We start from the raw sequence: 14,048 nt of genomic DNA, 5'->3' as shown, positions 1-14,048 counted from the left end.
ATTTCGGCAGAACAACGCCTCTACTGTCGGCGGTCGAGCAGGAAAGTCACTGCAACACCTGCGACGAGTCCCCAGAACGGTGCGCCGAGCCCTCCGACATCGGTACCGGAGATGGTGACCAGCAAGGTGATCAGGGGCGCCAGTACCGGCCGACCGGTCGAGCCGGAGAACGCGGCAGTGAATGCACCGCGCAGCGCCTCGAGCATGGCCAGGCCTGCGAGAGCGGCTATGAATGTTGCGGGTACCACGGCCAGACCTCGCACCAGCAGCGGCGCGAGGACACCTACCACGATGGCCAATACGCCGCAGGTCATTCCCGCGATGTACTGCCGCGACCGGTCACCCACAGCGACGAGCAATGCGTTGGTCGGACCGGCAAGACATGTCGACACCGCACCCAGCGGCGCGACCAGAAGTGACCAGACGCCGCAGGCGATGGTGACGACGGTCATCGGCGGCCGGTGGCCCGCAGAATTCAATACTGCAGCACCCTGCCCGTTCTGTACTGCGACCACGGTGATGGCGAGCGGTATCACCAACTGTGCCATCGCTGCCCCGCTGAACGACGGCGCAACGAGTTCGGGAAGACCGACCAGGGGCAGTTCGGTCGCCGGGCCGCTCACTCGGGCGTATCCGCCGGTCAGTGCGAGAGCACCGAGCCCGGCGACCAATGCGGCGAGAACTGGAGGTACCCGTTTCGACCAAGTATCAGATCGGGTCAGGGCCAACCACGCCACGACCATACTGCCGGCGACGAGCACGTTGGACGAAACAGACTGTACGACTCCGGTTCCGAACGACAGAAACGCTCCGGCGACCATCGCCATCACCACGCTGTGCGGCAGAATGGCCATCAGCTTCGAGACCACACCGGTGGCTCCGAGCACGATGATGAGTATCCCGGTGGCGAGGTAGGCCCCGACTACTGCCGGCCAAGTCAACGATGCCAGCGACTGACCGACCAGAACAGTGCCCGGAATGGTCCAGAAGAAACTCAGCGGCATCCGGTACACCCAGCTCGCCACCACAGTGAGGATGCCGTTGAGCACGAATACTCCGAAGACCCACGACGCCGTCTGCGCGGCGGTGAGCGACCCGGCTGCTGCGGCACCCATGATGACCGCAACGGGCCCGGTCGCGCTGAACAGCACGCCGGTTGCCCCCGCTCCGACGTACTGCCAGCCGAAGTCGGCGCGCAGGGTACGCAGACTCGGCGGGCGACGTTCCGGCAGTTCGCTCGATGCCAGTCTCTCGAAAATATCCGTCATTCAGCCACTTTCACCGGTTCGCTGGATACTCGATCGGACTGGCGCAGTGCCCGAACCGCGGGGACAGCGGTCGTGACGAGTGCTCCGAGCAGCGCCACGACAGCAAAGATGTAGAACGCCGTCGACGACGCGATGCCGGCTCCGAGCAAGATGCCGCCGAGTAGCGGTCCGAGTATGCCCCCGAGCCGGCCGAATCCGGCGCACCACGCAACACCTGCTGCGCGGGCGGTGGTGGGATAGTAGTTCGAGACGAATCCGTAGATCAAGACCTGGGTGCCGATGGCCCCGATGCCTGCGCCTGCAACGGCGACCAGTAGGACACCGAGCGGGAAATTCAGCGTCAGCAGAACCAATGACAACGCGGCGAGGCAGAAGGTGACCGCGATGACGCGTTGCGGTCCGGTGCGGTCGGCGACACGAGAGGCAATCAGCCCGCCGATGATGGCACCGCCGTTGAGCACCAACAGGAATGACAGTGAGCCCTTGGCGTTGTATCCGGCCTCGGACATGATCTGTGGAAGCCAGGTGTTGAGGCCGTAGGTCAGCAATAGGCCGGAGAAGCTCATCAGACCGAGAAGGGCCGTCGGGCGCAGCAGCGGTTTGCGAGCCAGAGCGGCGAACCCGACGCGATCCCCGGTGATGGCGGGTTCGGCCTCAGGCATCGGAATGCCGGTTCGAGCACAGATCTGCTGAGCATCGGCGACGCGTCCGTGCGCCAACAGCCACCGCGGTGACTCCGGCATCCGAAGCAGAGCCAGCGGCAGCAGCACGAACAGCGGGAGTGCGCCGATCCAGAACAGGCCGCGCCAGCCGATCGAATCCTGCAGGGTGATCGCGGCCAGCGATGCCAGCACGCCGCCTGCCGGGATGCCGCTGTAGACGATGGCGTTGAACAAGTTTCGTCGTCCGGGCGGTGCGAACTCGGCGATCATCGCTCCGACGGTGGCGACGAGGCCGCCGACTCCGATACCGGTCAAGAACCGAAGTATCCCGAACATCGTGATGTTCTGTGCGAGTGCGGTCGCCCCCATCCCCACCGAGAACCAGACGATGCACGTCAACATCGTTCTGCGTCGACCGATCCGATCACCGTAAGCACCGGCCGTCAACGCGCCGACCATGACTCCGATGAGGGCGTAGGAGCCGAGCGCACCTGCCGTCTCTGGATCCAGCGCGCCCAGCTGAGCTGAATCTGCGAGTAGAGTCGGCAACACGGTGCCGTAGACGACGAGATCGTAGCCGTCGAAAACAATGGCTGCCGTGGACAGTGCAACGATCCACAACACACTTCGGCGGTGTCGGTCGCTGGCCCAACTGGTGTTTTCGGTGGAGTCCGGGGCATTCATCGGGGATCCTTTTCGGTCAGGGAGTACCGCTTGGAAACTGAATCGGCGCTGACGGCCGAGCGGGTTGAATCACTGTCTCAAACTGTGTGCTGAATCACACCAGGGCTTTGCCTAGCGCTTACCTCGGCATGACGAAAGCTGTTGTCTTCCAATCACGTTGACGAGGCCTCATCGGTCGACCGGGCAGCTGCCAATTCAGCTCTCGAACGGATGCCCATCTTGGCGTACACCCGGGTCAGATGAAACTGAACAGTCTTGACCGACAGAAACAATTCGGCGGCGACCTCGCGATTGGTCATTCCTGTGGCGACCAGACTCGAGACGGCATCCTCTTGCGATGTCAACGCGTCGTGAGCCCGGTTCTTCAGAACAGCGTGCACACCGCCTGCCTTGAGCTCACGGTCGCACCGCCGAACGTACGTGGTGGCACCCAGTGCGAGATAGCCCTCGCGAGCGGCGCTGACGACGGCATCGGCATCGCGTCGCTTCCCGGCTCTGCGCAGGTTCTGACCGTAGGCATAGTTGACTCGGGCGCGATCGTACGTCAGGGGTAGTGGTGCCAACGAGGCCAGCGCGTCCTCGAATGATGCTCGCGCAGAATCGAGGTCGCCGATGGCGCCGTGTAACCGGCCACGCGCGCAGGCAAGGCGAGCGTGTCCAGATCGATGGCCTCGCTCGCGCACCTTGGCCTCGTGCGGAATCAAGAACTTGTCGGCCTCGTCGAGTCGGCCCTCGACTATCAACGCGTTGGCGTATACGTCGGGCCACGCCCAGAAGCCGGGTTCGGAGACGTCGGCGTGGGCCCACTGCTCTGTCAACGGTGCCAATGCTCGAATGACCCCGGCATAGTCGGCGCGAGCCTCCGCGATCGCAGCACGTCCCAAGGCTGTGGGCACTCGCATGATCGCGTAGTCACGCGCGCCGGATTCCCCGCGGTGCGCGCTTGCCGCGGCGGCTTCCCAGTCCCCGCGCAGCGCGTGAATTTGCGTGGCGGTCCACTGTAGAAGTGGAACGATCAATGCCGCACCGGAACGATCCGCCAGGTCGCTACCTGCACCGACCAGCCGAAGCGCGGCATCCCACTCGCCGGTGACGAAGTAGGTGCGAGCCAACCATCCGTGAGCCCACAACGAGATTCGAGTCGAACCGCCGAGGAAGTCGGTCGGTGCTGCGGCTTCGAGTTCGGAGCGTGCGAGATCGATGTGGTCCGTGGCGAAGTGCAGCCAGCCGGCACCCATCTGCACGCGCTGTCCGACGGCCCCGGTGCTGGCGTGGCCCCACAGGTCTCGGTAACTGTCGAGTGCCTCTGCGACACGGCCAGTGCCCGCGAGCCCGAGACCTCGAATCGACTGCGCCTCCACCGCCGTTGCGTGGTCGGCTCCGACGAGTTCGACTGCGCGGTCAGCCCACAACACGAGGTTGGCACCGTCGCAGCGGGCCAGGTTGTGCAGTACCTGTCGATGGCAGATCACGGCAGCGACCTCGGGATCGTGCCGCGTCCGCACCATCTGCCAAGCCCGAGTGAGCCGGGCTTCAGCTTCGTTGGGCCGTCCCCGCAGAATTGCCAGGTATCCGAGAACGGCATTGCGAGTCGGGGTTTCGCGAAGACTTTCGATCTCGGCGATGTAATCCGAAGCTGTGCGCATGTCCCCGGCGCCGATGAGGGCGTCCACTGCGCGAACCAGGCGATCCTCTCGCGCCTGTGGTTCCTCGGTCGACCGACTCGACAGGAGGTAGAGCCGCGCTGCCGTTGCCCATTCACCTTTCCCGGCACGGGACGCGGCGAGTGCGTCCAAGCGGTCCGACACCAGCGGATCGGGCAGCGGCGATGCTTCGACCAGATGCGCGAGCTGGTCGGCCGGGTCGGCCTCGGCTGCGGCAGCCGCTCGGTGCACGTGCGCGCGCTCGACTCTGCTCATCGTCGCGAGCACGGCCGCGCGGACCGTCCGATCGGGAGCTTCGAGGATTGTCGCAGCGGAGCTGCGCCTGACGACTACAAGTCCGAGCTGCTCTGCGAGATCGACAGCCGGCCAGGGGTCGTCGATGTCGGCGACCTCGCACACCGTGGTCAGCGGGCGGCCGCTGTCGAGGACGGCGACGGCTCTGACCAGACGCCGCGCCTCGTGTGTGCAGAGCTCGAGCGTCGACCGAACATCGGCCTCCACGAAAGCAGGTGCGGGTAGATCCGGACGAACACTCTTCCAGGTGTCGCGTGGCACCTCGTCCAGCAGCGCCAGTGCGTGTCGAGGACGTCCTCCGGTGTGACGCGTCAAGTGCGCAGACGAGGACGGTGACAGAATTATCCCCTGCAGTGCGGCGAGCTCGGCTATGGCCGATACCGTCAGTGCCGGTACGGCCAACGACAGGTCTGCGGCGCGATCGAGAACCCGATGGGCCTCGATATTTCCGTCCGGCAACACTTTTCGGATACACACCACTGCCAGACCAGCAGCTCGGTGGTGTCGGACGGCCGAGGAGAGCGCACGTAGCGAGTCGGGGTCGGAGTCGTGCGCATCATCGATCAGCAGGACTGTTCCCCCATCCCTCGGCAACGCGTCGGCGATGCGGTTTCCCCAGTCGACCGGATCGGACCCACTGAAGTCGATTGCGGGGACGAGCTGCGTGACGAGGCCGAACGGCACCTGTGTTTCCCATGGCACTGCTCCGGTGCGCCGTACGACCGTGCGGTGCCCCTCGGTGCCTACAGTCCGTTCCAGCTCTCGAAGAATCGACGATGCACCGATGCCGGTCGGTCCGGTCATCACCACGAAGGTCGACGTCGTCCCGGAGGCGTCGACTGCCCGGACCAGGACGTCCAGCAGTTCACCGCGACCGATCAACGGTGAGGGTGACATCACGTCACCGTATCTGCGGAACGAGAGTGCGTCCGGAGATCGAACCAAGATAGTCATGTCTCAGCCCGGATCGCCGCCGGCCACCGGGAGTACGGTGCCGGTGATGTAGGACGCCTCGTCGGAGGCGAGGAAGCAGATCGCTGCGGCTTGCTCGTCGAGTGTTCCGTAGCGTTTGAGCAGCGAGGACTCCACGGTTTGGTCGACGATGGCCTGGTACCAGTCTTTTTCCTGCTCAGTCGAGGGTGCGGGCCCACGAGCGACGCGTCGTGCCGGTGCGTCGGTGCCGCCTGGAGCGGTGGCTACAACACGAACACCGTGCGGTGCCGCCTCGAGGGCAAGAGTCGCAGTGATGGCATTGACGCCCCCCTTCGCTGCTGCGTAAGGGACCCGGTGGATGCCGCGGGTGGCGACCGAGGAGACGTTGACGATGGTGCCGGCACCACGTTCGATCATGCGCGGAATCACGGCTCGGCAGGACCACAGCGTCGGGAAGAGCGACCGGGAGATTTCCTTCTCGACCTGTTCGGGCGGGTACTCGGCAAACGGTTTGGCCCAGATGGTGCCGCCGACGACGTGAATGGAGACGTCGACGCGTCCGTGTGCTGCGAGTGCGGCGTTCACCACCGACGAAGCACCTTCCCACGTTTCGAGGTCGGCGATCACGGGGGCGGCCTCGACACCGTCTCGGTGAAATTCCTCGGTCAGCTGTTCGACCAACTCGGATCGGTCGGCCAGGATCAGAGATCCCCCTTCGGCAGCGATCCTTCGGGCGACGCATTCGCCGATGCCCTGAGCCGCGCCGGTGATCAGCACGATCTTGCCTGCGAATCGGCCCGGGCTGACGAACTTGGGACGTTTGTTCGTCTGGGATTGGTGCATAGCGCGTTTCATCGTCGCCTTCGAGCGGTCGGCGTGATCGGCGATCAGTGTCCGGGCGCGCTCACGGTCCCCGGCCTCGAACGCGTCGACGATATCCAAGTGGTCCTGGGCGCAGAGCGGATCGCACCAGGTCGCGTTGCGCAGCACGTCCTCCATCGCCGCTTTCACTCCGAGGGCTCGATAAGCCTGCAGCAGATGCTCGTTGCCCGTCTGGGTGAAGAGGTAGTCGTGGAAGGCAGCGTTGGTTTCGGTGTATGCGGCGGCGTCGACGAAACGATCACCGTCGACATAGCGGGTGGTGGTCTCGGCCAGCAACCGGTAACCGGAGATCTGCTGTGACGACAACCGGCCTATCACCAGTTCCAGGGCACCGAGTTCGAGAGCGCGCCTGGCCTCGAACACCGCATCCGACTCGTGCACCGAGGGATGTTCCTCGCCGATCTCGTACCCCGAACCCGAATCAGACGCCGGTACCGATTCCGGAATGCGCTCGACCAGCGGCTGGACGTCTCGGGCGGTCCAGATACGTTGCGCGGCGACGGAGTGCGCTTCCGGCGTGAGCAGGAGATCGGAATTGTCGTCCAACTGGCTGCGATCGGCCGCCGAACCGGCCACCGCGACGCGCTGTCCCGCGATCGCGCGCATGGTGTCCACTTCCTCGGACGCCGAGAAGCCCGTGCTGTGCGGGTGTAGAGGTTCCGCTACGCGTGGACCGAATACTGCTCGACCGAAGATGCTCCGCGCCTCGAAGGCAGGCGTCCAGGCAGCTCCGTCGGCGGCCTGTTCCGTGGTGACGACCTTCGCGTCGACCGATACATCTATCGGCTCGTCGACCGTCGTCCGGTGGTCGTCCGCCACATCCTCGGTAGCCGATTTTGTTTCGTCGCCGAGACTTTCTTTCGCGGCTGCCAACGAGGGTGCGAACTTCTCGTAGTAGAAGCCAGTGGGTTCGATGCCGGCCTCGGTGAAGTGCGTTCGAACGGCCTCGACCATGGGAGGCGGACCGCAGAGGTAGACCGCGACATCACCGCCGTTGAGGTGTGCGTCGGTCAACAGGGCAGTGACGTACCCCTTGTTCGCAGCGGTGGTCGAGGGATCCGAGACGCAGTGATCCCACGTGAACGAGTCGAGCGTCCCGGCCAGGTCGGCGAGTTCGTCCAGCTGGACGACGTCGTCGTCGGTGCTCGATCCGTACACGAGATGCACTGGACGAGTACTTGATTCGGCCGCCAAGGTACGCAGGATCGACAGGATCGGGGCCAGCCCGGTACCGCCGGCCAACAGCAGCGCAGGTCTCTGAGCTTCGCGCAGAAAGAAACTTCCATGTGGGCCGGTGAACGAGATCTTGTCGCCCACGGCCGCCGTGTCGCTCAGGTAGGTGGACATCAGGCCGCCCGGTGTGAGTTTCATCAGGAACTCGAGTTCGTCCGATCCCGACACGCAACTGAACGAGTAGGACCTGGTCTCCTCGGACCCTGGGACGGTGATGTTCACGTACTGGCCGGGGAGGAAGGCGAGTGTGCCGCCTGCCGGGGCCTCGACGGCAAGTCGCACGGTCGTGGGAGAGAGTTTCTCGACGGCGGTCACGACCGTCTCATGCGTCGCCGCTTGGGTTTTCGCCACCGCCGAGGTGCTGGCGATCTGAAGAACGAGATCGGACGTGGGCTTCATGCTGCAGGGAAGGCAGTAGCCCTCGTCGGATTCGGACTGCGAGAGCGCGTCGTCGAGGTAGGTACCGCCGTCGTACTCACCGGATTCGCACAGGGCCTTGCATGTTCCGCACGCACCGTCTCGGCAGTCGAGGGGGATGTTGATCCGCGACCGGTAGGCGGCGTCGGCGACGGTCTGTTCCTCCTCGCAGGTGATGAAGCGGGTGACGCCGTCCTCGAAGGACAGTGCGACAGAATGACTCACGGTGGAACTCCTCGGGGGTTACGGCAGACGAATCAGAAGTGATAGATGTCGACGACGTGGTGGATGTAGTCGTTCTTCAGCACCACGGTCTTGCGCCGGATGAGCGGCGAGTCGCCGGAGAAGTCGATCGTGTAGAACGATGTTCCGTAGTACGGATCGATGGTCTTGTAGCGGAAATACATCGTGTGCCAATTGAATCGGACGTCGACGATATCTCCCCGACGCTCGATGACCTCGACGTTGCTGATGTTGTGGCTGGTCCTCGGTTCGGGTATCGACGTGGCACTGGACCGTTCGGTCCGGATGCGAAACACGCGATCTTCCAGCCCACCCTTGTTCTCGTAGTAGATCAGCGAGATGTCGGTCTGGGGATCCTCGGTGAGCAGGTCGTTGTCATCCCAGCAGGGCATCCAGTACTCGACGTCGTCCGCGTAGCACGTGAGCCATTTCTCGAACTCACGATCGTCGAGGTAGCGCGCTTCGCGGTAGAGGAACTGCTCGATGGACGTCTGCGTGATCAGCCGCGATGAGGCGGGCTGCGCGGTATCGGTGTTGACGACGGTGGCAGTCATGTCAGACCTCCTGTGCTGCAGCGGGTGCGGAGTTGGCTGCGCGTTGCTTGTCGAGAGCGGACAGCAGGGTTTTGCGCCAGTAGCCATGCTGGACTGGGAACAGCCCCTCGTCTTCGTTCTTGACACCCGCCGAGATGACACCGGGCATGTCGAGTGCCTCGGCCACGGGGTCGGGTCCGGTGAGCCAGTGCTCCGCACCGCGGCTCATGTCGTTCCACGGCGCATTGGTCGCCTGGAAGGTCAGCTGGCACGAGCGAAACTCCTCCAGGTCGTCGGGGGTCGCCATGCCGGAAGCGTTGAAGAAGTCCTCGTACTGCCGGATCCGATGTGCGCGCGCTTCTTTGCTCTCGCCCTTGGGTGCGATGCAGTAGATGGTGACCTCGGTCTTGTTCGGTGCGATCGGCCGGAAGTGCCGGATCTGAGTGCTGAACTGGTCCATCAGATAGACGTTCGGGTACAGGCACAGGTTGCGGGAACCCTTCACCATGAATTCACCCTTGGCATCGCCGAACTTCTCTTTCAGCGAGTCCATCTGATCCCACAGCGGGCGGTCCTGGGGGTTGGCCGCCCAGGTCCACAGGCACAGATGGCCATTGGGATAGGACCAGTAGCCGCCACCGGACTTGCCCCAGCCGCCGGCGTCGAGCGCCTTGGTGGTGTTCTTGGATTCACCGTTGTTGCGACGTGAGGTGGTCGCGGCGTAATTCCAGTGCACGGCGCTGACGTGATAGCCGTCGGCCCCGTTCTCCGCCTGCACTTTCCAGTTTCCGTCGAAGGTGTACGACGAAGATCCGCGGAGCACTTCGAGGCCTTCGGGTGACTGGTCGACGAGCATGTCGATGACCTTGACGGTGTCGCCGAGATGTTCGGCAAGGGTCGAAACGTCGTCGTTGAGGCTCGCGAAGAGGAATCCGCGGTAGCTCTCGAAGCGTGGGACCTTGGTGAGGTTGTGCGATCCGTCGACGTCGAATGTGTCGGGGTAGCCGGCACCGTCGGGATCCTTGACCTTGAGCAGTGTGCCGTCGTTTCGGAACGTCCAGCCGTGGAAGGGACAGGTGAGAGTGGTGCGGTTGTCCGTCTTGCGGCGGCACAGCATCGCGCCGCGGTGCGCGCAGGCGTTGATGAGGCAGTGCAGCTCGCCATCCTTGTCTCGGGTGATCACGACGGGCTGACGACCCATGTGCACGGTGAAGTAGTCCCCGTTGTTTGGGAGCTGACTCTCGTGGGCGAGGTATATCCAGTTGCCCTCGAAGATGTGCTTCATCTCGAGCTCGAACACCTCCTCGTCGGTGAAGATACTGCGGTTGGCGCGGTAGATGCCCGCCGCGACATCGTCGATCACCGCTCCGTCGATTCTGTTCTGCACGTGATCCAGCATTTCGGTCATAACGGGTTCCTCCAGGTGCCTCGAGTTGGATTACAAGTGACTGTGTCAGGGAGTGGTTGCCGTCACACCAGGGCTTTGCCTAGGCCCAACCTGGATGTCTATTGATCAATCTTGCTTATCAATGAGACGTAAATAGGTCTTTGTCAACGATGGATTCCATCTCTACTGTGGTCAGGGTCACCCCACAAAGCACAGAAAGGCTCGGTCATGGAACTGCGGCACCTGTACCACTTCGTGGCCGTCGCCGAGACTCGGCACTTCGGGCAAGCCGCCACCCGGCTACATCTGGCTCAACCTGCGCTGTCTCAATCGGTTCGCCAGTTGGAGGCCGAATTGGGTGTGACGCTCCTGGCCAGGACAACCCGGCAGGTGAGCCTGACCCCGGCGGGAGAGTTCTTCTACCGCGAGACGCTCCGCAACCTCGACAATCTCGAGCAGAGCGCGCGAGGAGTACGAAGGATCGCCGAGGGCCGATACGGCTTGGTACGCATCGGCTTCACCGGCACGGCCGCCTTCGACCAACTACCTCCGATTGCGCGCGCGATCAAGCAGAGACTGCCCGGAATCGCCCTGGAAATTCACGGCGACCTGCTCACCCCGGCGCAGGTCGAAGGTCTGCGCTCGGAACATCTCGATGTTGCGGTGCTGCGACCTCCTGTTGCCGGTGACGATCTGGTGTTACGGAAAATCACTACGGAATCGTTGGTGCTCGCATTGCCCGTCGATCATCGGTTCTCCACCGAACCGGCGCTCGACGTCGCCGATTTGGCCTACGAGGACTTCGTCATGTACTCCGACACTCATTCGGTCGTCAACGAAGCTGTGGTGACAAGCTGTCGCGCTGCAGGTTTCAGCCCGAGACGTGAACACGAAGCCCCGGACACTTCGGTGCTGCTGGCACTCGTCGCGGCGGGGTTGGGTGTTGCGTTGGTTCCCGAATCCGTTCGCGCCCTGCAGTTGAACGGCGTCGTCTTCCGCGATATCGCCGGCGCGAGCACCATCGACCTTGCGTTGGCCTGGCACCGAGACCGACCGTCGGCACTCGTCGATGCGCTCGTCGGTGCCCTCGAGGACGCGGAAGTGCTGCCGCGTATCGAATCATCCGTTCCGACGTCCGAGCTGAAGGACATGTCATGAAGATCGTCGCAGTCGACGCAATTCCGTACTCGATTCCATACCGAAAGCCGTTGAAGTTCGCCAGCGGTGAGGTCGCTGCGGCCGAGCACGTACTCGTTCGGGTACACACCGATGACGGTGTTGTGGGTATCGCCGACGCTCCCCCCAGGCCGTTCACGTACGGCGAGACCCAGCGCGGCGTGGCTACGGTGATCGAGACCCTCTTCTCCCCCGCGATCATCGGCCTCACCCTCGTCGAGCGTGAGGTGGTACATGCCAAACTTGCTCGCACCGTGGGTAATCCGGTAGCAAAATCCGCGGTGGACATGGCGATCTGGGACGCGCTGGGGCAGACACTCGACCTGCCCGTGACCGAATTGCTCGGTGGATACACCGACCGAATGCGGGTGAGTCACATGCTCGGTTTCGATACCCCGGCGGCGATGGTCGACGAAGCCACGAGGATGCGAGAGACGTACGGAATCGACGTGTTCAAGGTCAAGGTCGGCCGTCGACCGATAGCCCTCGATATCGCGGTCGTCCGAGCACTCCGTGAAGGCCTCGGTGCCGACACCGAACTGTATGTCGACGGCAATCGAGGCTGGACCGCCGCCGAATCGGCACGCGCCATGAAAGAGATGTCCGATCTCGGACTGACCCTCGCCGAGGAACTGTGCCCGGCCGACGATGTCCTCGGCCGACGCTGGCTCGTCCAGCAACTCGATGTCCCCTTCGTGGCAGACGAATCCGCGACCACCCCGGCCGAGGTAACCCGCGAAATTCTCGGCGGATCCGCAACCGCGGTGAGCATCAAGACCGCTCGCACCGGATTCACCACGTCGCAGCGCACCCACCACCTATGCGAGGGCCTAGGCGTCGACGTGGTGATGGGGAACCAGATCGACGGGCAGCTCGGCACGGCATGCACCGTCGCCTTCGGTGCCGCTTTCGACCTGACGTCGCGTCGGGCAGGCGAGCTGTCCAACTTCCTCGACATGAGTGACGACCTACTCACCGAGAGTCTCGAGATTCGGGACGGCACTCTCAGCGTCCTGCCGGGATCGGGACTCGGTGTTCGTATCGACCCGGACAAACTCGCGAAATACCGAACCGACCAATGATTTTCAGCCCCGAAGAGCACAACCTTCACCCAAGGAGTTCTCCATGAGTATCGACCACGCCCCCTCGACAGACTCGGCTACCGAAGTGGCCACCGCGGCCGCTTCCGGCGCGAACGCCACCCAGCGCTTCACTTCCGACAAGCAGGCGGCTGCCCACACTCCACCCGAGCGCGTCAGCCTGCTTGCCCGCCAAGTTCTCTCAGCCGTCCATGAGACGGTCCGCGAACACAAGGTGACGTACGACGAATACAACGCACTCAAGGCATGGCTCATCAACGTGGGCCAGACCGGTGAATGGCCGCTGTTCCTCGACGTCTGGGTAGAGCACGTGGTCGAAGAAGTGGCCGGCGAATCCCGCGAGGGCAGCAAAGGCACAATCGAGGGCCCGTACTACGTTCCGGACGCTCCTGAGCTGGGTTCGGCCGCAATCCTGCCCACCCGCGACGGCGAGAAGGGCACCCCGTTGCTGTTCCAGGGACAGGTGCGCGGCGTCGACGGCACCCCGCTGCCGCATGCCGTCATCGAGATCTGGCACGCCGACGCCGATGGTTTCTACTCGCAGTTCGCACCCGGAATCCCCGAATGGAATCTACGCGGAACGGTGACCACCGACGATCAGGGCCAGTTCTGGATCCACACCATGAAGCCAGCGCCATACCAGATTCCGACCGACGGGGCATGCGGGAATCTCATCTCTGCCGCAGGCTGGCACCCGTGGCGTCCGGCACACCTGCACCTCAAGGTCGCGGCCGACGGCTACCAGCAAATCACCACCCAACTCTACTTCCCCGGTGATGCGCACAACGACGACGACGTCGCCAACGCCGTCAAGCCGGAGCTCATCCTCGACCCGCACGACGTCGACGGTGGCCAAGAAGTGACGTACGACTTCGTACTCGACAAGGACTGAGACACATGCTTTTTGCCGTGAAGATGGACGTCGCGCTGCCGCAGGATCTGGATGCGGACGTACGAGCCGACACTCTCGCCCGAGAGAAGGCGTACTCCCAGCAGCTGCAGCGCGACGGCGAGTGGGTCAGCATCTGGCGACTCGTCGGCCAATACTCCAACCTCAGCATCTTCGAAGTGCGGGACAACGAGCGACTCCATGAGATTCTATGGAATCTACCGCTGTTCCAATACATGAGCATCGACGTGACCCCGCTCGCCCAGCACCCGTCGGATATTTCTGCGGTGTGAGACGGCCCGTAAGACCGAGCAGTGGCGACGATCGCATGCCAGAGGAGCTCGGCACGGCGTTCGCGGGGATGGTGCCCCAGTGCATCGGGTGAGCTAGGCGCATGCCAGGTCGCGGGCTCGCTCGGAATGTGCGACGGACCCGCTCGAGTGTGTGCCAGCAACCTTGTCCGGCGAGACGGCGACGGTCGACACGCGACGACTTGCCCACCCAAGGTGGACCGGTGGTCGCCAGGGCGGGAAGCACACGATAGTCCTCATCGTCGAGGAGATCCCGGCATGTTCTATCTGATTCCATGACGCCCGCACGTAGCTCTCCCCCGCCGGGTCGTCGACCGCGTCGTGTCCGAACGTGTACGGCCACGTGACGAGTTCGGCGACCATCGCATCATG

General features: G+C 63.7%; 11 protein-coding genes. 4 read left to right on the top strand and 7 right to left on the bottom strand.

Features of this window, described 5'->3' with window-relative positions; translation table 11 throughout:
* Window positions 1-20: 20 nt before the first annotated feature.
* From WDS16_RS08550 to benA, 6 genes are all read right to left on the bottom strand, one after another.
* On the bottom strand, window positions 21-1,268 hold the full coding sequence (locus WDS16_RS08550; RefSeq protein WP_338891995.1) for a benzoate/H(+) symporter BenE family transporter: 1,248 nt from the start codon (window positions 1,266-1,268) through the stop codon (window positions 21-23).
* Window positions 1,265-2,614 carry an aromatic acid/H+ symport family MFS transporter gene (locus WDS16_RS08545; RefSeq protein ID WP_338891994.1) on the bottom strand — a complete coding sequence of 450 codons (1,350 nt, stop codon included), beginning with the start codon at window positions 2,612-2,614 and terminating at the stop codon, window positions 1,265-1,267. The genes WDS16_RS08550 and WDS16_RS08545 overlap by 4 nt, the downstream gene beginning before the upstream one ends.
* A 152-nt stretch (window positions 2,615-2,766) precedes the next feature.
* The gene (locus tag WDS16_RS08540; protein ID WP_338891992.1) at window positions 2,767-5,469 is read right to left on the bottom strand and encodes a helix-turn-helix transcriptional regulator; all 2,703 of its coding nucleotides are present in this window, start codon (window positions 5,467-5,469) and stop codon (window positions 2,767-2,769) included.
* Window positions 5,470-5,529: 60 nt separating this feature from the next.
* Window positions 5,530-8,262, bottom strand: a complete 2,733-nt coding sequence (gene benC / locus WDS16_RS08535; RefSeq protein WP_338891990.1) for a benzoate 1,2-dioxygenase electron transfer component BenC — start codon at window positions 8,260-8,262, stop codon at window positions 5,530-5,532.
* 32 nt (window positions 8,263-8,294) lie between these two features.
* On the bottom strand, window positions 8,295-8,834 hold the full coding sequence (gene benB, locus WDS16_RS08530; protein ID WP_338891988.1) for a benzoate 1,2-dioxygenase small subunit: 540 nt from the start codon (window positions 8,832-8,834) through the stop codon (window positions 8,295-8,297).
* Window position 8,835: 1 nt separating this feature from the next.
* Window positions 8,836-10,221 (bottom strand): benzoate 1,2-dioxygenase large subunit, encoded by a 1,386-nt coding sequence (benA, locus tag WDS16_RS08525; RefSeq protein WP_338891986.1) that lies wholly within the window; start codon window positions 10,219-10,221, stop codon window positions 8,836-8,838.
* Window positions 10,222-10,428: 207 nt separating this feature from the next.
* Between benA and WDS16_RS08520 the strand changes: the two genes are divergently transcribed.
* The 4 genes from WDS16_RS08520 to catC are packed head-to-tail and all read left to right on the top strand — an operon-like array spanning window position 10,429 to window position 13,658.
* Window positions 10,429-11,358 (top strand): LysR family transcriptional regulator, encoded by a 930-nt coding sequence (locus tag WDS16_RS08520; protein ID WP_338891984.1) that lies wholly within the window; start codon window positions 10,429-10,431, stop codon window positions 11,356-11,358.
* Window positions 11,355-12,458 carry a mandelate racemase/muconate lactonizing enzyme family protein gene (locus tag WDS16_RS08515; protein WP_338891982.1) on the top strand — a complete coding sequence of 368 codons (1,104 nt, stop codon included), beginning with the start codon at window positions 11,355-11,357 and terminating at the stop codon, window positions 12,456-12,458. The genes WDS16_RS08520 and WDS16_RS08515 overlap by 4 nt, the downstream gene beginning before the upstream one ends.
* A gap of 43 nt (window positions 12,459-12,501) precedes the next feature.
* Window positions 12,502-13,368: a catechol 1,2-dioxygenase gene (gene catA, locus WDS16_RS08510; protein ID WP_338891981.1), complete on the top strand. Its 867-nt coding sequence runs from the start codon at window positions 12,502-12,504 to the stop codon at window positions 13,366-13,368.
* A 5-nt stretch (window positions 13,369-13,373) separates the two neighbouring features.
* Window positions 13,374-13,658, top strand: a complete 285-nt coding sequence (gene catC / locus WDS16_RS08505) for a muconolactone Delta-isomerase (protein ID WP_338891979.1) — start codon at window positions 13,374-13,376, stop codon at window positions 13,656-13,658.
* 93 nt (window positions 13,659-13,751) lie between these two features.
* Here the strand turns inward: catC and WDS16_RS08500 are convergent, their stop codons facing one another.
* Window positions 13,752-14,039, bottom strand: a complete 288-nt coding sequence (locus WDS16_RS08500) for a hypothetical protein (RefSeq protein ID WP_338891977.1) — start codon at window positions 14,037-14,039, stop codon at window positions 13,752-13,754.
* Window positions 14,040-14,048: the final 9 nt, after the last annotated feature.

This window comes from Rhodococcus sovatensis (assembly GCF_037327425.1).
Taxonomy (GTDB): domain Bacteria; phylum Actinomycetota; class Actinomycetes; order Mycobacteriales; family Mycobacteriaceae; genus Rhodococcoides; species Rhodococcoides sovatense.
This window is presented reverse-complemented; position numbering and strand designations above follow the sequence as displayed.